The organism is Dysgonomonas sp. 521, assembly GCF_010501055.1.
In the GTDB taxonomy this organism is placed as follows: Bacteria; Bacteroidota; Bacteroidia; order Bacteroidales; family Dysgonomonadaceae; genus Dysgonomonas.
Map to the genome: position 1 here is coordinate 1 of NZ_QVMO01000237.1, position 602 is coordinate 602.

General features: G+C 41.7%; 1 protein-coding gene. It reads left to right on the plus strand.

The window, feature by feature from the left end; all coding sequences use genetic code 11:
- A partial coding sequence (locus D0T84_RS22360) for a reverse transcriptase domain-containing protein (protein ID WP_255495544.1) occupies positions 1-602 on the plus strand: 602 nt, incomplete at both ends.

A 602-nucleotide genomic window follows, 5' to 3' on the forward strand; every position in this document is an offset into this window, starting at 1 on the left:
CATATCAGCCACGAGTGGTTGCTGAACAATATCCCGATGGATAAAGTGATGCTCCGCAAATGGCTGGAATGTGGTTTTGTCTTTAACAAACAGTTATTTCCGACAGAAGAGGGTACACCGCAAGGTGGTATCATATCGCCAACTTTAGCTAATATGGCTCTGGATGGTTTACAGAAGATTCTTGCTGATAAGTATAAACGAAGAACTATCAAAGGCAAACATTATTCGCCAATGGTGAATCTGATTCGTTATGCCGATGATTTTATCATTACGTCAGAGAACAGAGAGGTATTGGATACTGAAATCAAGCCTTTGGTTGCTGAATTTCTCGCCGAAAGAGGATTAACCTTGTCGGAAGAGAAAACGATGATAACCAATATTAACGATGGCTTCGATTTTCTCGGATTTAATATCAGGAAGTACAAGAATCAAATACTGACAAAACCATCCAAGCCTGCGCAAAAACGTTTTCTTGCTAAGGTCAGAACGACCATCAAGAGCAACAAGGCGTGCAAGCAGGAGTCACTGATACGGCTATTGAATCCGATGATAACAGGTTGGGGCAACTATTACAGACATGGAGCTACAAGGGATGCATTCCA